We start from the raw sequence: 16,450 nt of genomic DNA on the forward strand, positions 1-16,450 counted from the left end.
CGTGTCCCTGATCGCATCTGACCAATTCCGCATCGTTGTCGGCCTCGGCAAGAGCGGCATGTCCCTGGTTCGCTTCCTGGCGAACCGGGGCGTTGCGTTTGCGGTCGCCGACACGCGCGAGAATCCGCCGGAACTGGCGACCCTGCGTCGCGACTATCCGCAGGTGGAAGTGCGCTGTGGCGAGCTGGACGTCGATTTCCTCTGCCGCGCCAACGAGCTGTACGTCAGCCCCGGCCTGGCCCTGGCGACCCCGGCCCTGCAGCAGGCGGCTGCGCGTGGAGTGAAGCTGTCCGGCGATATCGAGCTGTTCGCGCGCAACGCCAAGGCCCCGATCGTCGCCATCAGCGGCTCCAACGCCAAGAGCACCGTCACCACCCTGGTCGGCGAGATGGCCGCCGCTGCCGGCAAGCGCGTGGCAGTGGGCGGCAATCTCGGCACCCCGGCCCTGGATCTGCTCGATGACGACGTCGAGCTGTACGTGCTGGAACTGTCGAGCTTCCAACTGGAAACCACCGACCAGCTCAACGCCGAAGTCGCTACCGTCCTCAACGTCAGCGAAGACCACATGGACCGCTACAGCGGCCTGCCGGCCTACCATCTGGCCAAGCACCGGATCTTCCGTGGTGCGCGCCAGGTCGTGGTCAACCGCCAGGATGCCCTGAGCCGTCCGCTGCCGGTCGAGGGTCAGCCGTGCTGGACCTTCGGTCTGAACAAGCCGGATTTCAAGGCCTTCGGCCTGCGCGAAGAAGACGGCGAGAAGTACCTCGCCTTCGAATTCCAGAACCTGATGCCGGTCCGTGAACTGAAGATTCGCGGTGCGCACAACCAGTCCAACGCCCTGGCCGCCCTGGCCCTGGGGCACTCCGTGGGCCTGCCATTCGAAGCCATGCTGGAAAGCCTGCGCAGCTTCGGTGGCCTGGCCCATCGCTGCCAGTGGGTGCGTGAGCTCAACGGCGTCAACTACTACGACGACTCCAAGGCCACCAACGTCGGTGCTGCCCTGGCCGCGATCGAAGGCCTGGGCGCCGATATCGACGGCAAGCTGGTGCTGATCGCCGGTGGCGACGGCAAGGGTGCTGACTTCTCCGGCCTGCGTGCGCCGGTCGCGGAGCATTGCCGTGCGGTGGTCCTGCTTGGTCGTGATGCCGAGCTGCTGGCCGAAGCCCTGGGTGACAGTGTTCCACTGGTCCGGGTCAAGACCCTTGAGGAAGCCGTGGGCAAATGCGCCGAACTGGCCCGGCCCGGCGATGCCGTGCTGCTGTCGCCCGCCTGCGCCAGCCTCGACATGTTCAAGAACTTCGAAGAGCGTGGGCGCCTGTTCGCCCAGGCCGCAGGAGCGCTGACATGATCTTCGGCGCCATCAAGCCCTATCCGTCGCCGCTCATCAGCGGTCGTGGCATCGACCTGGACTTCCCGTTCCTGGTCGGTTGCCTGGCGTTGCTCGGCCTGGGCCTGGTGATGATTACCTCGGCATCGTCGGAAGTCGCCGCGGCGCAGTCGGGCAATCCGCTCTACCACATGTTCCGCCACCTGATTTATGTCGGTCTGGGTGTAGGTGCGTGCATCGTCACCATGATGGTGCCGATCTCCACCTGGCAGCGCATGGGCTTCCTGATGCTGATCGGCGCCTTCGGCCTGCTGGTGGCGGTGCTGATTCCCGGGATCGGCCGTGAAGTGAACGGTTCGATGCGCTGGATCGGTTTCAGCTTCTTCAACGTGCAGCCCTCGGAAATCGCCAAGGTCTTTGTGGTGGTCTACCTCGCCGGCTACCTGGTGCGGCGCCAGCAGGAAGTGCGGGAAAGCTGGATGGGCTTCTTCAAGCCGTTCATTGTCCTGCTGCCGATGGCTGGCCTGCTGCTGATGGAGCCGGACTTCGGTGCCACCGTGGTCATGATGGGCTCGGCGGCCGCAATGCTGTTCCTCGGCGGGGTGGGCTTGTTCCGCTTCGGCCTGATGGTGGTGCTGGCGGTAGGCGCGGTGTTCGTCCTGGTCCAGGCCCAGCCATACCGGATGGCGCGTCTGATCACCTTTACCGACCCCTGGTCCGACCAGTTCGGCTCGGGCTATCAGCTGACCCAGGCGCTGATTGCCTTCGGCCGTGGCGAGTGGTTCGGCGTCGGCCTGGGCAACAGCGTGCAGAAGCAGTTCTACCTGCCGGAAGCACACACCGACTTCGTGTTCTCGGTACTCGCTGAAGAGCTGGGCGTGGTCGGCTCGCTGCTGACCCTCGCCCTGTTCGTCTTCGTCACCGTGCGTGCGCTGTACATCGGCCTGTGGGCAGAAAAAGCCAAGCAGTTCTTCGCCGCCTACGTGGCCTTCGGCCTGGCCTTCCTGTGGATCGGTCAGTTCCTCATCAACATCGGGGTGAACGTCGGCCTGCTGCCGACCAAGGGCCTGACCCTGCCATTCCTCAGTTATGGCGGCAGCTCGTTGGTGATCTGCTGTGCCTGCGTCGGGTTGCTGTTGCGCATCGAATGGGAGAGCCGAACGCACCTGGGCAGCGAGGAACACGAATTCGACGAAAACGATTTTGCCGAGGAGCCGAATCATCATGGCCGCTGACGGCAAGAACGTATTGATCATGGCCGGCGGAACCGGCGGCCATGTGTTCCCGGCGCTGGCATGCGCGCGGGAATTCCAGGCGCGTGGCTACACCGTGCACTGGCTGGGCACGCCACGTGGCATCGAGAACGAACTGGTACCGCAGGCTGGCCTGCAACTGCATCTGATCAACGTCACCGGGCTGCGTGGCAAGGGCAAGCTGTCGCTGCTCAAGGCGCCGTTCACCCTGGTCAAGGCAGTGCTGCAGGCGCGGCGGATCATTCGCCAGCTCAAGCCGGCCTGCGTGGTCGGTTTCGGTGGCTACGTCACCGGTCCTGGTGGCGTGGCGGCGAAGCTGTGCGGTGTACCTGTGGTGATTCACGAGCAGAACGCCCGCGCCGGTACCGCCAATCGGATGCTGGTACCCCTGGCCGGACGTGTCTGTGAAGCTTTCCCGGACACCTTCGGCGCCAGCGCCAAGCGCCGCACCACTGGCAACCCGGTACGTCCCGAGCTGTTCCTGGAGCCTGTGCGCGAGGCCCTGGCCGGGCGCCGTGCCCGTCTGCTGGTGCTGGGCGGCAGCCTGGGTGCCGAGCCGCTGAACAAGCTGCTGCCCCAGGCCCTGGCCCTGGTCGCGGAAAATCTCCGCCCTGAGGTGTTCCACCAGGCCGGGAAGAATCATGACCAGATCACTGCCGAGCGTTATCGCGAGGTGGGGGTCGAGGCTCGAGTCGAGCCGTTCATCAAGGATATGGCCCAAGCCTACGGCTGGGCCGACCTGGTGGTGTGCCGTGCCGGAGCGCTGACCGTCAGCGAGCTGGCCGCCGCCGGACTGCCGTCGATGCTGGTGCCCTTGCCCCACGCGATCGACGACCACCAGACCCACAATGCCCATTATCTGGCACGCGAAGGCGCCGCCTTCCTGATGCCGCAAGCGACAACTGGCGCAGCGCAGCTCGCTGAACGCCTGAACGAGGTGCTGATGCAACCGGAAAAACTCGACACCATGGCCACCACTGCACGACGCCTGGCCAAACCTGCTGCAACCCGCACCGTAGTCGATACCTGTCTGGAGGTGGCCCATGGTTGAGAGCCAGAAAGCCATGCCCCAGCCTGAAATGCGCCGTATCCGCCGCATCCACTTCGTCGGTATCGGCGGCGTGGGCATGTGCGGGATCGCCGAAGTCCTGCTGAACCTGGGTTACCAGGTTTCCGGTTCCGATCTCAAGGACTCGCCCGTCACCGAGCGCCTGAAGTCCTTCGGTGCCGAGATCTTCATCGGCCACCGTGCCGAGAACGCCGCCAGCGCCGACGTGCTGGTGGTATCCAGCGCCATCAATACCGCCAACCCGGAAGTCGCCACCGCCCTCGAGCGCCGCATTCCGGTAGTGCCTCGCGCCGAAATGCTCGCCGAGCTGATGCGCTACCGCCACGGCATTGCCGTTGCCGGCACCCACGGCAAGACCACCACCACCAGCCTGCTGGCCTCGGTCTTCGCCGCCGGTGGCCTTGATCCGACCTTCGTAATCGGCGGCCGCCTGAATGCTGCGGGCACCAACGCCCAGCTCGGTACCAGCCGCTACCTGATCGCCGAAGCCGACGAAAGCGACGCCAGCTTCCTGCACCTGCAGCCGCTGGTTGCGGTGGTCACCAACATCGACGCCGACCACATGGCGACCTACGAAGGCGACTTCAACAAGCTGAAGAAGACCTTCGTCGAGTTCCTCCACAACCTGCCGTTCTATGGCCTGGCCGTAGTCTGCCTGGACGATCCGGTGGTCCGCGAGATCCTGCCTCAGGTCAAGCGTCCGGCGGTCACCTACGGTTTCAGCGAAGAGGCCGACGTACGCGCGATCAACGTGCGCCAGTCGGGCATGCAGACCCACTTCACCGTGCTGCGTCGCGACCGCGCGCCGCTGGATGTGTCGGTGAACATGCCGGGCAACCACAACGTGCTCAATGCTTTGGCGACCATCGCCATCGCCACCGACGAAGGCATCAGCGACGAAGCCATCGTCCAAGGGCTGTCGGGCTTCCAGGGTGTGGGTCGACGCTTCCAGGTCTACGGCGAGCTGCCGGTGGAAGGCGGCAACGTCATGCTGGTGGACGACTACGGTCACCATCCGACCGAGGTCGCCGCAGTGATCAAGGCCGTGCGTGGTGGCTGGCCGGAGCGCCGCCTGGTGATGGTCTACCAGCCGCACCGCTACAGCCGTACCCGCGACCTGTACGACGATTTCGTCCAGGTCCTGGCCGACGCCAACGTGCTGCTGCTGATGGAGGTCTACCCGGCCGGCGAAGAGCCGATCCCGGGCGCCGATAGCCGTCAGCTGTGCCACAGCATCCGTCAGCGCGGCCAGCTCGACCCGATCTACATCGAGCGCGGTATTGAACTGGCGCCGCTGGTCAAGCCGCTGCTGCGTGCCGGCGACATCCTGCTGTGCCAGGGCGCCGGTGATATCGGCGGCCTCGCCCCACAATTGTTGAAGAGCCCGTTGTTTGCTGGTGCGGTTGCCAGTCAGGAGAAAGCCAAATGACTGAAGCCTACGCCAAGCTGCATTCCACCACCGCGCCGAAGGACTTCGGGCGCGTCGCCGTGCTCTACGGCGGCAAGAGCGCCGAGCGCGAAGTCTCGCTGAAATCCGGCGCCGCCGTGATCGACGCCCTGCAGGGCGCCGGTGTCGACGTGGTCGCCATCGATGTCGGTGACGACCTGCTGAGCCGCCTGCAAAGCGAGAAGATCGACCGTGCCTTCATCATCCTCCACGGTCGTGGTGGCGAAGACGGCAGCATGCAGGGCCTGCTGGAGTGCCTGGGCATTCCGTACACCGGCAGCGGCATCCTCGCCTCCGCCCTGGCCATGGACAAGCTGCGCACCAAGCAGGTGTGGCAGAGCCTGGGCATTCCGACCCCGCGCCATGCCGTGCTGGCCAGCGAGTCCGACTGTATTTCTGCAGGCGCGGAACTGGGCTTCCCTTTGATCGTCAAACCGGCCCATGAAGGTTCCAGTATCGGTATGGCGAAAGTGTCCAGCGTCGAGGAATTGATCGCGGCCTGGAAGGACGCCGCGACCTACGATTCGCAAGTGCTGGTCGAGCAGTGGATCCACGGTCCGGAGTTCACCGTCGCGGTGCTGCGCGACCAGGTCCTGCCGCCGATCGCCCTGGGCACCCCGCACTCGTTCTACGACTACGACGCCAAGTACCTGGCTTCCGATACCCAGTACCGGATTCCGTGTGGCCTGGACGCCGCCAAGGAACAGGAATTGATCGACCTCACCACCCGCGCCTGCGACGCCATCGGCATCGCCGGCTGGGGCCGTGTGGATGTGATGCAGGATGAGCAGGGCCGTTTCTGGCTGCTTGAAGTCAACACCGCACCAGGCATGACCGACCATAGCCTGGTGCCCATGGCGGCACGTGCGGCCGGCCTCGATTTCCAGCAACTGGTGCTGGCGATCCTGGCGGCCAGTGTCGAGGCGCGAGGTTAAGCCCATGCAAGGCGCGATGGTACGTCATCAGCAACCCGCCACCGGCCGTAACAAGCCGGTGCCGCGTGGTGCCAGCCGGATGGTGGCCAAGGAGCCACTGTCGACGCGCCTGCCCAAGCCTAACTTCAGCATCTTCAAGCGACTGCTGTGGCCTGTGCTGCTGGTCGCCGCAGGTTTTGCCGCCTACGAGGGGGCGCAACGGCTGATGCCGTATGCCGATCGGCCGATCACCAAGATCGCCGTGCAGGGCGATCTCAGCTACATCAGCCAGCAGGCGGTGCAGCAGCGGATCGCGCCCTATGTGGCGGCGAGCTTCTTCACCGTCGACCTGGCGAGCATGCGTACCGAGCTGGAGCAGATGCCCTGGATCGCCCACGCCGAAGTACGCCGGGTATGGCCGGACGAAGTGGTGATCCGCCTGGAAGAACAATTGCCGGTGGCGCGCTGGGGCGAAGATGCCTTGCTCAACAACCAGGGCCAGGCCTTCACCCCGCGCGAGCTAGCGAACTACGAGCACCTGCCGCAGCTCTTCGGGCCGCAGCGCGCTCAGCAACAAGTGATGCAGCAATATCAGGTACTCAACCAGATGTTGCGCCCCCTGGGTTTCTCGATCGCTCGCCTCGAGCTGCGCGAGCGGGGCAGCTGGTTCCTCACCACCGGCGCCGGCAGTGCCGGCCCTGGGATCGAACTGCTGCTGGGGCGCGACCACCTGGTGGAAAAAATGCGCCGCTTCATTGCCATCTACAACAAGACGCTCAAAGAACAGATCACGAACATCGCCCGCATCGATCTGCGTTACGCCAACGGACTCGCCGTTGGCTGGCGGGAACCGATTGCACAGCCCGCGGCCCAACCCGCCGTGGCGAAGAATTAGAGAGAGGCAGGACCCATGGCAAATGCGCATAGCGGCAAAATGATCGTCGGGCTGGATATCGGCACGTCCAAGGTGGTTGCACTGGTGGGCGAAGTCGCCGCCGACGGCACCCTGGAAATCGTCGGTATCGGTACCCATCCATCGCGCGGGTTGAAGAAAGGCGTGGTGGTCAATATCGAGTCAACCGTGCAGTCGATCCAGCGCGCCGTCGAAGAGGCCCAGCTGATGGCCGGTTGCCGGATCCACTCGGCCTTCGTCGGTGTGGCCGGCAACCATATCCGCAGCCTGAACTCCCACGGCATCGTGGCGATCCGCGACCGTGAAGTCAGCACCGCCGACCTCGAGCGAGTGCTGGACGCTGCACAGGCCGTGGCCATTCCGGCCGACCAGCGCGTACTGCACACCCTGCCGCAGGACTACGTGATCGACAACCAGGAAGGCGTGCGCGAGCCCCTGGGCATGTCGGGCGTGCGTCTGGAGGCCAAGGTCCATGTGGTGACCTGCGCGGTCAACGCGGCACAGAACATCGAGAAGTGCGTGCGTCGCTGCGGCCTGGAAATCGACGACATCATCCTCGAGCAACTGGCCTCGGCGTACTCGGTGCTGACCGATGACGAGAAAGAGCTGGGCGTGTGCCTGGTGGATATCGGTGGCGGCACGACCGACATCGCCATCTTCACCGAAGGCGCCATCCGTCACACCGCGGTGATCCCGATCGCCGGCGACCAGGTGACCAACGACATCGCCATGGCCTTGCGCACGCCGACCCAGTACGCCGAGGAAATCAAGATCCGTTACGCCTGCGCCCTGGCCAAGCTGGCCGGTGCCGGCGAGACCATCAAGGTGCCGAGCGTTGGCGACCGTCCGCCGCGCGAGCTGTCCCGCCAGGCCCTGGCCGAAGTGGTCGAGCCGCGCTACGACGAGCTGTTCACCCTGATCCAGGCCGAACTGCGTCGCAGCGGCTACGAAGACCTGGTACCCGCGGGCATCGTCCTGACCGGGGGTACCTCGAAGATGGAAGGCGCGGTCGAACTGGCCGAGGAAATCTTCCACATGCCGGTACGCCTCGGCGTGCCGCACAGCGTTCGGGGGCTGAGCGACGTGGTGCGCAACCCGATCTATTCGACTGGCGTAGGCCTGCTCACCTACGGCCTGCAGAAGCAGTCCGATGGCGTGCCTGTGCCGGGTATCCGAAACGACAGCTATGGCGATGAACCGAAGGCCCCCGTGCTTGAGCGCTTCAAGCGTTGGGTCCAGGGAAACTTCTAAGTTTCAAAAGCAGTAGTGGTAGGCGCAAAAACTAGAGAAATGAAAGGAGAGGGAAAATGTTCGAGCTCGTAGACAACGTCCCGCAAAGTCCGGTCATCAAAGTGATCGGCGTCGGTGGCGGCGGTGGCAACGCCGTCAACCACATGGTCAAGAGCAACATCGAAGGCGTCGAATTCATCTGCGCCAACACCGATGCTCAGGCCCTGAAAAACATCGGTGCGCGCACCATCCTGCAACTGGGTACCGGCGTGACCAAGGGCCTGGGCGCGGGCGCCAATCCGGAAATCGGCCGCCAGGCCGCCCTGGAAGACCGCGAGCGTATCGCCGAGGTTCTGCAGGGCACCAACATGGTCTTCATCACCACCGGCATGGGTGGTGGTACCGGTACCGGTGCCGCGCCGATCATCGCCGAAGTGGCCAAGGAGCTGGGCATCCTCACCGTTGCGGTGGTGACCCGTCCGTTCCCGTTCGAAGGTCGCAAGCGCATGCAGATCGCCGATGAAGGCATCCGCTCGCTGGCCGACAGCGTCGACTCGCTGATCACCATCCCCAACGAAAAACTGCTGACCATCCTCGGCAAGGACGCCAGCCTGCTGTCGGCCTTCGCCAAGGCGGACGATGTTCTGGCCGGTGCCGTTCGCGGTATCTCCGACATCATCAAGCGTCCGGGCATGATCAACGTCGACTTCGCCGACGTGCGCACCGTGATGAGCGAAATGGGCATGGCGATGATGGGCACCGGCTGCGCCAGCGGTCCGAACCGTGCTCGCGAAGCCACCGAGGCGGCGATCCGCAACCCGCTGCTGGAAGACGTCAACCTGCAGGGCGCCCGCGGCATCCTGGTCAACATCACCGCCGGTCCGGATCTGTCGCTGGGTGAATACTCCGACGTGGGTAGCATCATCGAGGCGTTCGCGTCCGATCACGCGATGGTCAAGGTCGGTACCGTGATCGATCCGGACATGCGCGACGAGCTGCACGTCACCGTGGTTGCCACTGGTCTGGGTGCCAAGATCGAGAAGCCTGTGAAGGTCATCGACAACACCCTGCAGAGCGCGGCCGCCCAGGCTTCGACCCCGGCTCCGGCGCCTGTGCGCAACGAGCAACCGGCCGTCAACTACCGCGACCTGGAGCGTCCGACCGTGATGCGCAACCAGACCCACGCGGGTGCTGCAGCGGCTGCCAAGCTCAACCCTCAGGACGATCTGGATTACCTGGACATCCCGGCTTTCCTGCGTCGTCAGGCCGATTGATGGAATTTATCAGGGGTATTAGGGTGATTGGTGTTCAGCAAAGGCGGGGTCTGTTATCATCCCCAGCCTTTGTTGATACCAGTTCGCAATCTGTGCTGAAGCGGCCAATGCCATGATTAAACAACGCACCCTGAAAAATATCATCCGTGCCACAGGTGTCGGCCTGCACTCCGGGGAAAAGGTTTACCTGACCCTGAAACCCGCGCCTGTGGATACCGGCATCGTATTTTGCCGAGCCGACCTCGATCCCGTGGTGCATATCCCTGCCCGTGCGGAAAACGTCGGCGAGACCACCATGTCGACGACGCTGGTCAACGGCGATACCAAGGTAGACACGGTTGAGCACCTGCTCTCGGCCATGGCTGGCCTGGGCATCGATAACGCCTACGTCGAGCTCTCCGCCTCCGAAGTCCCGATCATGGACGGTAGCGCAGGCCCCTTCGTATTCCTGATTCAATCCGCCGGCCTGGAAGAACAGGACGCGCCGAAGAAATTCATCCGCATCCTGCGTGAAGTGACTGTCGAAGATGGCGACAAGCGCGCCACCTTCCTGCCTTTCGACGGGTTCAAGGTGAGTTTCGAGATCGATTTCGACCACCCGGTGTTCCGCAACCGTACCCAGAGTGCCAGCGTCGACTTTTCCAGCACCTCGTTCGTGAAGGAAGTCAGCCGCGCCCGCACCTTCGGGTTCATGAGCGACATCGAGTACCTGCGCAAGCACAACCTCGCCCTCGGCGGCAGCGTGGAAAACGCCATCGTGGTGGACAAGGACGGTGTGCTGAACGAAGACGGCCTTCGCTATGAAGACGAATTCGTCAAGCACAAGATCCTCGACGCCATTGGCGACCTCTACCTGCTGGGCAACAGCCTGATCGGCGAATTCCGTGGCTTCAAGTCGGGCCATGCGCTGAACAACCAGCTGCTGCGCAAGCTGATCGAGGAGAAGGACGCCTGGGAAGTGGTGACCTTCGAAGATGCGAGCACCGCACCGATCTCCTATATGCGTCCGGTTGCCGCTGTATAAGTTCGAATACTCTCTCTAGTTTTGAGGCCACCTTCGGGTGGCCTTTTTTATTGGGCTGCCGACAACGGCCTCATGAGTTGTCCTTGTTGCTCTTCCTGTGGCTCGCCAGGCGCTCCAATGCGGCACGCAGGTTCGGATCACTGATGCCCTCGGCCGTGGCCTGGATGGTTTCCGCCGACTTGTCGGAGATATCGATGACATGGCTTGGCCCGCGCACCGTAGTGGCCACCGGCTGCACCTTGAACAGGATGCGGCTGAGCCCGGCAAAGGCCTCCAGTTGCTCGAGCTGTCGCTGCAGACGCTTCTGCTGGTAGCGCAGGCGTGTCGCCCAATGCCCGTCGGTGACGATCAGCAGCAAGGTGCCTTCGCGCCATGACGCCACATGGCAATGCTCCCGTGCTGCCGGCTGCAACTGGCTTTCCACCAGGCGCTGCAATTGCGCCAGGCGTTGCGCATGATTGAACAGCACCTTCAGTGGACGGGCTTCGCGCAACAGCGTGCCGGGGGCGCGAGCGGGAGAGCGGCGATAGGCCATGATGACACCTGGAAAGACGATCCCGGCATCTTAACAGATCCCCCGGGAGTGGCTGGAGAGCCGCTATCTACGTGAATCTTGATCCACGCGGGTTGAAGTTGAGGAAAAAGCCCTTATTGTAAAAAAGCCCCGTCACAGCGCTGTGCCAGCATCGTGGAACTCCACCACTTTCCTCACCATCGTTTCCGGGTAGAATGCTCGTTCGCATGCGGCCATAAGGGCTGCACGGGCGACTTCACGGGGCCGCCCTCCATCCCTACGTGTGGAAGATCCTGCCGATATGTTTGCGCCTTTGTTAAAGAAACTTTTTGGAAGCAAGAACGAGCGTGAAGTGAAACGCATGCTCAAGACGGTGCAGATCGTCAATGCCTTCGAAGAGCAGATGGTGGCCCTCTCTGATGAGCAACTGCGGGCCAAGACCCCCGAGTTCAAAGAGCGCCTGGCCAAAGGCGAGACCCTCGACCAGCTCCTGCCTGAAGCCTTCGCCGTCGCGCGCGAGGCCGGCAAGCGGATCATGGGCATGCGCCACTTCGACGTCCAGCTGATCGGCGGCATGACCTTGCACGAAGGCATGATCGCGGAAATGCGTACCGGTGAGGGCAAGACCCTGGTGGCGACCCTGGGCGTCTACCTCAACGCACTGTCCGGCAAGGGCGTGCACGTGGTCACGGTCAACGACTACCTGGCCCGTCGCGACGCCAACTGGATGCGTCCGCTGTACGAATTCCTCGGCCTGACCGTCGGTGTCGTCACCCCGTTCCAGCCGCCGGAAGAGAAGCGCGCTGCCTACGCCGCCGACATCACCTACGGCACCAACAACGAATTCGGTTTCGACTACCTGCGCGACAACATGGCCTTCAGCATGGAAGAGAAATTCCAGCGCGAGCTGAATTTCGCCGTGATCGACGAAGTCGACTCCATCCTGATCGACGAAGCCCGTACCCCGCTGATCATCTCCGGCCAGGCCGAAGACAGCTCCAAGCTGTACATCGAGATCAACAAGCTGATCCCGCGCCTGAAGCAGCACATCGAGGAAGTGGAAGGCCAGGTTACCCAGGAAGGCCACTTCAAGATCGACGAGAAGAGCCGTCAGGTCGAACTCAACGAAGCCGGTCACCAGTTCATCGAAGAGATGCTCACCCAGGTCGGCCTGCTGGCCGAGGGCGAGAGCCTCTATTCCGCGCACAACCTGGGCCTGCTGACCCACGTCTACGCCGGCCTGCGCGCGCACAAGCTGTTCAATCGCAACGTCGAGTACATCGTCCAGGACGGCCAGGTCCTGCTGATCGACGAGCACACCGGTCGTACCATGCCGGGCCGTCGCCTCTCCGAAGGCCTGCACCAGGCGATCGAAGCGAAGGAAAACCTGAACATCCAGGCCGAAAGCCAGACCCTGGCCTCGACCACCTTCCAGAACTACTTCCGTCTCTACACCAAGCTGTCCGGCATGACCGGTACCGCCGATACCGAAGCCTTCGAGTTCGCCCAGATCTATGCCCTCAACGTGATGGTGATCCCGCCGAACAAGCCACTGGCGCGCAAGGACTTCAACGACCTGGTGTACCTGACTGCCGACGAGAAGTACGCCGCGATCATCGCCGACATCAAGGAAAGCATGGCCTCCGGCCGTCCGGTCCTGGTCGGTACCGCGACCATCGAAACCTCCGAGCACATGTCCAACCTGCTCAAGCAGGAAGGCATCGACCACAAGGTCCTCAACGCCAAGTACCACGAGAAGGAAGCCGAGATCATCGCCCAGGCCGGTCGCCCGGGTGCGCTGACCATCGCCACCAACATGGCCGGTCGTGGTACCGACATCCTGCTGGGCGGCAACTGGGAAGTCGAAGTGGCTTCCATGGAAAACCCGACCCCCGAGCAGATCGCCCAGATCAAGGCCGACTGGCAGAAGCGTCACCAGCAGGTGATCGAGTCCGGTGGCCTGCACGTGATCGCCTCCGAGCGCCACGAATCGCGCCGTATCGACAACCAGCTGCGTGGTCGTTCCGGTCGTCAGGGTGACCCGGGCTCCAGCCGGTTCTACCTGTCCCTCGAAGACAGCCTGATGCGTATCTTCGCCTCCGACCGGGTGAAGAACTTCATGAAGGCCCTGGGCATGCAATCCGGCGAGGCCATCGAGCACCGCATGGTGACCAACGCCATCGAGAAGGCACAACGCAAGGTCGAAGGCCGCAACTTCGACATCCGTAAACAGCTTCTCGAATTCGACGACGTGGCCAACGAGCAGCGCAAGGTGATCTACCACATGCGCAACAGCCTGCTGGCCGCCGAGAACATCGGCGACACCATCGTCGAGTTCCGCCAGGAAACCCTCGACGCCACCTTCGCCCAGCACATTCCGCCGCAATCGCTGCCCGAGCAGTGGGACGTGGCGGGCCTGGAAGCCTCGCTGGCCAGCGACTTCGGCGTGAAGCTGCCGATCCAGCAATGGCTCGACGAAGACGACAAGCTCTACGAGGAAACCCTGCGCGAGAAGGTCCTCAACGAGCTGGTCACTGCCTACAACGAGAAGGAAGACAGTGCCGGCGCCGAAGCCCTGCGTACCTTCGAGAAGCAGATCCTGCTGCGCGTCCTCGACGACCTGTGGAAAGACCACCTGTCGACCATGGACCACCTGCGCCACGGTATCCACCTGCGCGGCTACGCCCAGAAGAACCCGAAACAGGAGTACAAGCGCGAGTCGTTCACCCTGTTCCAGGAGCTGCTGGAGTCGATCAAGCGCGACACCATCCGTGTGCTGTCCCACGTCCAGGTCCGCCGCGAGGACCCGGCCGAGGAAGAAGCCCGTCTGCGCCGCGAAGCCGAAGAACTGGCCCAGCGCATGCAATTCCAGCATGCCGCCGCGCCAGGCCTGGAAAGTGCCGAGCAGCAGGAAGAGGGCGCTGAAGTCGCCGTCGCCACCGCGCCGGTGCGCAACGATCAGAAGCTGGGCCGCAACGAGCTGTGCTGGTGCGGTTCCGGCAAGAAGTTCAAGCACTGCCACGGGCAGATCAACTGATCGAGCCGTGTCACGCTGAAACATGAACACCACGCCGCGACCGGCTCCTGCCGTCGCGGCGTTGTTCCATCTCAAGCACCGTCGGATCGCCGACGGTGAATTTTTTCTAGGAGCGCTTTCATGGCTGTTGGTCTTGGTCCTTTGCCAACGTTGCACCCGGTTCCCGGTTTCGAACTCGGTATCGCCTCTGCGGGCATCAAGCGCCCGGGGCGCAAGGATGTGGTGGTGATGCGCTGCGCCGAAGGTTCCAGCGTTGCCGGCGTTTTCACCCTGAATGCCTTCTGCGCCGCGCCGGTGATCCTCGCCAAGCAGCGCGTGCAAGGCACCGTGCGCTACCTGCTGACCAACACCGGTAACGCCAACGCCGGTACCGGCGCCCCGGGCCTGGCCGCTGCCGAGCGCACCTGCGCCAAGCTGGCCGAGCTGACCGGCGTCGACGCCAGCGCCGTGCTGCCGTTCTCCACCGGTGTGATCGGCGAGCCGCTGCCGGTCGAGAAGATCGAAGGCGCGCTGCAAGCCGCGCTGGACAACCTGTCCGAGAACAACTGGGCCGAAGCCGCCACCGGCATCATGACCACCGATACCCTGCCCAAGGGTGCCAGCCGTCAGTTCCAGCACGAAGGCGTGACCGTCACCGTCACCGGCATCAGCAAGGGCGCGGGCATGATCCGTCCGAACATGGCCACCATGCTCGGCTACATCGCCACCGACGCCAAGGTCGCTCCGGCGGTGCTCAAGGACCTGATGCTGGACGGCGCCAACAAGTCGTTCAACCGCATCACCATCGACGGCGATACCTCCACCAACGACTGCTGCATGCTGATCGCTACCGGCAAGGCCGATGTCGCCGAGATCACCGAAGCCAGCGGCCCGCTGTTCGAAGCCCTGAAAAAAGCGGTGTTCGAAGTGTGCATGGAAGTGGCCCAGGCCATTGTCCGTGACGGCGAAGGTGCCACCAAGTTCGTTACCGTCCAGGTCAACGGCGGCGGCAACCATCAGGAGTGCCTGGATGTCGGCTACGCCGTCGCCCACTCGCCGCTGATCAAGACTGCGCTGTTCGCCTCCGACCCGAACTGGGGCCGCATCCTCGCCGCTGTCGGCCGTGCCGGCGTGCCGAACCTCGACGTCAGCCTGATCGACGTGTACCTGGACAGCGTCTGCATCGCCTCCAAGGGCGGCCGCAGCGCTACCTACACCGAAGACCAGGGCGCCGCAGTCATGGCCCAGGAAGAAATCACCATCCGTATCGAGCTGGGCCGTGGTCAGTGCAACGAGACCATCTGGACCACCGACCTGTCCCACGAGTACGTGAAGATCAACGCGGAATACCGCACCTGATCGAACGCCGCCGTTGCGCCTGGCGCGACGGCGGCATCCTTTCATCAGACGGAGTTCAAAGTTGAAACGGATTCATGTCGCCGCCGCCGTCATTCGTGGCGCGGATGGCCGTATTCTCATCGCCCGGCGTGGCGAAACCCAGCATCAGGGCGGTCTCTGGGAGTTTCCCGGTGGCAAGGTCGAAGCCGGCGAAGCCGTACAGACCGCCCTGGCCCGCGAGCTGCGCGAAGAGTTGGGTATCGAGGTGACCGCCGCGCGGCCACTGATCAAGATCAAGCACGACTACCCGGACAAGCAGATCCTGCTCGACGTCTGGGAGGTCAGCACCTTCACCGGCGAGCCCCATGGCGCCGAAGGCCAGCCGCTGGCCTGGGTCGCGCCGCGGGACCTGGCCGATTACGAGTTCCCCGAGGCCAACCGGCCGATCGTCGCGGCGGCGCGCTTGCCGGGCGAATACCTGATCACCCCGGATGACCTGGAGGTCCCGCAGATGCTGCGCGGCATTCAGAAGGCCATTGCTGGCGGGATCAAGCTGGTGCAGTTGCGTGCGCCGAACATGTACGACCCCAAGTACCGCGATGTGGCGGTGGACGCGGTCGGCCTGTGTGCGGGCAAGGCGCAACTGATGCTCAAGGGACCGCTGGAATGGCTGGGTGACTTCCCGTCTGCCGGCTGGCACCTCACCGCCGAGCAACTGCGCAAGTACGCGGCCAATGGCCGTCCTTTCCCCAAGGACCGCTGGCTGGCGGCGTCCTGCCACAGTGCTGAAGAGCTGGCGCTGGCCGAGCAGATGGGCGTGGACTTCGTCACCCTGTCGCCGGTGCAGGCCACCCAGACCCACCCGGATGCCCAGCCGCTGGGCTGGGATGTGGTGCAGCAGATGATCGACGGCTTCAACAAGCCGGTGTTCCTGCTTGGTGGTGTCGGCCCGAACGAACGCGAGCGAGCCTGGCAGATCGGTGCGCAGGGTGTGGCGGGTATCCGCGCGTTCTGGCCGGAGATCTGATCAAAGGCTCCAAAGCATAACGCGGCCCCTGTGGGAGCTGGCTTGCCAGCGATGTCTTTGGTGAATTCACCATTGCAATAGCTGGCAAGCCAGCTCCCACAGGG

The 16,450-nt window shown here is 63.8% G+C and carries 13 protein-coding genes; 12 read left to right on the forward strand and 1 reads right to left on the reverse strand.

Going from position 1 to position 16,450, the window contains the following annotated elements; all coding sequences use genetic code 11:
• Position 1: 1 nt before the first annotated feature.
• From murD to lpxC, 9 genes are all read left to right on the forward strand, one after another.
• Positions 2–1,348: a UDP-N-acetylmuramoyl-L-alanine--D-glutamate ligase gene (gene murD / locus ACODSK_RS03930; protein ID WP_489014037.1), complete on the forward strand. Its 1,347-nt coding sequence runs from the start codon at positions 2–4 to the stop codon at positions 1,346–1,348.
• Positions 1,345–2,562 (forward strand): putative lipid II flippase FtsW, encoded by a 1,218-nt coding sequence (gene ftsW / locus ACODSK_RS03935; protein ID WP_489014039.1) that lies wholly within the window; start codon positions 1,345–1,347, stop codon positions 2,560–2,562. The genes murD and ftsW overlap by 4 nt, the downstream gene beginning before the upstream one ends.
• Positions 2,552–3,631, forward strand: coding sequence for an undecaprenyldiphospho-muramoylpentapeptide beta-N-acetylglucosaminyltransferase (gene murG / locus ACODSK_RS03940; protein WP_489014041.1), 1,080 nt, complete (start codon positions 2,552–2,554; stop codon positions 3,629–3,631). Before ftsW ends, murG begins: the two co-directional genes overlap by 11 nt.
• The gene (gene murC, locus ACODSK_RS03945; RefSeq protein ID WP_489014042.1) at positions 3,624–5,078 is read left to right on the forward strand and encodes a UDP-N-acetylmuramate--L-alanine ligase; all 1,455 of its coding nucleotides are present in this window, start codon (positions 3,624–3,626) and stop codon (positions 5,076–5,078) included. The genes murG and murC overlap by 8 nt, the downstream gene beginning before the upstream one ends.
• Complete coding sequence (locus ACODSK_RS03950; protein WP_489014043.1) at positions 5,075–6,031, forward strand: D-alanine--D-alanine ligase; 957 nt, start codon at positions 5,075–5,077, stop codon at positions 6,029–6,031. Before murC ends, ACODSK_RS03950 begins: the two co-directional genes overlap by 4 nt.
• A gap of 4 nt (positions 6,032–6,035) precedes the next feature.
• Positions 6,036–6,905, forward strand: a complete 870-nt coding sequence (locus ACODSK_RS03955; protein WP_489014044.1) for a cell division protein FtsQ/DivIB — start codon at positions 6,036–6,038, stop codon at positions 6,903–6,905.
• Positions 6,906–6,920: 15 nt separating this feature from the next.
• Positions 6,921–8,174 carry a cell division protein FtsA gene (gene ftsA, locus ACODSK_RS03960; protein WP_009396676.1) on the forward strand — a complete coding sequence of 418 codons (1,254 nt, stop codon included), beginning with the start codon at positions 6,921–6,923 and terminating at the stop codon, positions 8,172–8,174.
• 56 nt (positions 8,175–8,230) lie between these two features.
• The gene (ftsZ, locus tag ACODSK_RS03965) at positions 8,231–9,427 is read left to right on the forward strand and encodes a cell division protein FtsZ (RefSeq protein WP_489014046.1); all 1,197 of its coding nucleotides are present in this window, start codon (positions 8,231–8,233) and stop codon (positions 9,425–9,427) included.
• Positions 9,428–9,539: 112 nt separating this feature from the next.
• Complete coding sequence (gene lpxC, locus ACODSK_RS03970) at positions 9,540–10,451, forward strand: UDP-3-O-acyl-N-acetylglucosamine deacetylase (protein ID WP_042122980.1); 912 nt, start codon at positions 9,540–9,542, stop codon at positions 10,449–10,451.
• Between the two features lie 70 nt (positions 10,452–10,521).
• Here the strand turns inward: lpxC and ACODSK_RS03975 are convergent, their stop codons facing one another.
• Positions 10,522–10,986, reverse strand: a complete 465-nt coding sequence (locus ACODSK_RS03975) for a DUF721 domain-containing protein (RefSeq protein ID WP_489014048.1) — start codon at positions 10,984–10,986, stop codon at positions 10,522–10,524.
• Positions 10,987–11,266: 280 nt separating this feature from the next.
• Here ACODSK_RS03975 and secA point away from each other — a divergent pair, with 280 nt between their 5' ends.
• From secA to ACODSK_RS03990, 3 genes are all read left to right on the forward strand, one after another.
• Positions 11,267–14,002, forward strand: coding sequence for a preprotein translocase subunit SecA (gene secA, locus ACODSK_RS03980; protein ID WP_489014049.1), 2,736 nt, complete (start codon positions 11,267–11,269; stop codon positions 14,000–14,002).
• Positions 14,003–14,122: 120 nt separating this feature from the next.
• Entirely contained in the window at positions 14,123–15,340 is a 1,218-nt protein-coding gene (argJ, locus tag ACODSK_RS03985) for a bifunctional glutamate N-acetyltransferase/amino-acid acetyltransferase ArgJ (RefSeq protein ID WP_489014050.1), read from the forward strand.
• Between the two features lie 61 nt (positions 15,341–15,401).
• A complete protein-coding gene (locus ACODSK_RS03990) occupies positions 15,402–16,346 on the forward strand; it encodes a Nudix family hydrolase (protein WP_489014052.1) in 945 nt (314 codons plus the stop codon).
• Positions 16,347–16,450: the final 104 nt, after the last annotated feature.

The organism is Pseudomonas sp. FG98, assembly GCF_057808595.1.

What these genes read in the sequence shown, in the direction of transcription:
- lpxC (WP_042122980.1), top strand. Translation starts at nt 9,540, where the DNA reads ATGATTAAACAACGCACCCTGAAAAATATCATCCGTGCCACAGGTGTC.
- murG (WP_489014041.1), top strand. Translation starts at nt 2,552, where the DNA reads ATGGCCGCTGACGGCAAGAACGTATTGATCATGGCCGGCGGAACCGGC.
- ACODSK_RS03950 (WP_489014043.1), top strand. Translation starts at nt 5,075, where the DNA reads ATGACTGAAGCCTACGCCAAGCTGCATTCCACCACCGCGCCGAAGGAC.
- ACODSK_RS03955 (WP_489014044.1), top strand. Translation starts at nt 6,036, where the DNA reads ATGCAAGGCGCGATGGTACGTCATCAGCAACCCGCCACCGGCCGTAAC.
- argJ (WP_489014050.1), top strand. Translation starts at nt 14,123, where the DNA reads ATGGCTGTTGGTCTTGGTCCTTTGCCAACGTTGCACCCGGTTCCCGGT.
- ftsZ (WP_489014046.1), top strand. Translation starts at nt 8,231, where the DNA reads ATGTTCGAGCTCGTAGACAACGTCCCGCAAAGTCCGGTCATCAAAGTG.
- ftsW (WP_489014039.1), top strand. Translation starts at nt 1,345, where the DNA reads ATGATCTTCGGCGCCATCAAGCCCTATCCGTCGCCGCTCATCAGCGGT.
- ACODSK_RS03975 (WP_489014048.1), bottom strand. Translation starts at nt 10,986, where the DNA reads ATGGCCTATCGCCGCTCTCCCGCTCGCGCCCCCGGCACGCTGTTGCGC.
- murC (WP_489014042.1), top strand. Translation starts at nt 3,624, where the DNA reads ATGGTTGAGAGCCAGAAAGCCATGCCCCAGCCTGAAATGCGCCGTATC.
- ftsA (WP_009396676.1), top strand. Translation starts at nt 6,921, where the DNA reads ATGGCAAATGCGCATAGCGGCAAAATGATCGTCGGGCTGGATATCGGC.
- secA (WP_489014049.1), top strand. Translation starts at nt 11,267, where the DNA reads ATGTTTGCGCCTTTGTTAAAGAAACTTTTTGGAAGCAAGAACGAGCGT.